The organism is Bradyrhizobium uaiense (assembly GCF_010811875.1).
GTDB lineage: Bacteria > Pseudomonadota > Alphaproteobacteria > Rhizobiales > Xanthobacteraceae > Bradyrhizobium > Bradyrhizobium uaiense.
The window spans coordinates 1-243 of sequence record NZ_VKHP01000984.1 but is presented as its reverse complement, the minus strand read 5'-3'; the positions used below and the strand labels follow the sequence as shown (position 1 = coordinate 243).

Here is a 243-nt window from a genome sequence, read left to right as displayed (position 1 = left end):
CACAAATCCATCTTGCCTTGATGGTGGCGGCTAGTGTGCGCAGATCCGTCGCCGCAGGGAGATTGGCAAGATAGTATTTCTTCTCCCCTGAGGCACGTTGCTCGCCAATGAGCCAAGCTTCGTCGCCCGGGAGATGCTGCTGACCCTTATCCCATATCCGCTGCGGAGGTCCGTCGGCGGTGCGGACACGGACAGCAGCAAATCGGGCTTTCAACCGACCTTTGGTCCCGCTGCGCCAACTCA

1 pseudogene is annotated in these 243 nt (G+C 59.7%); it reads right to left on the bottom strand.

From position 1 onward, the window contains the following. Window positions 1-243 (bottom strand): annotated as a pseudogene (locus FNJ47_RS48410) (IS701 family transposase); the annotation flags it as partial.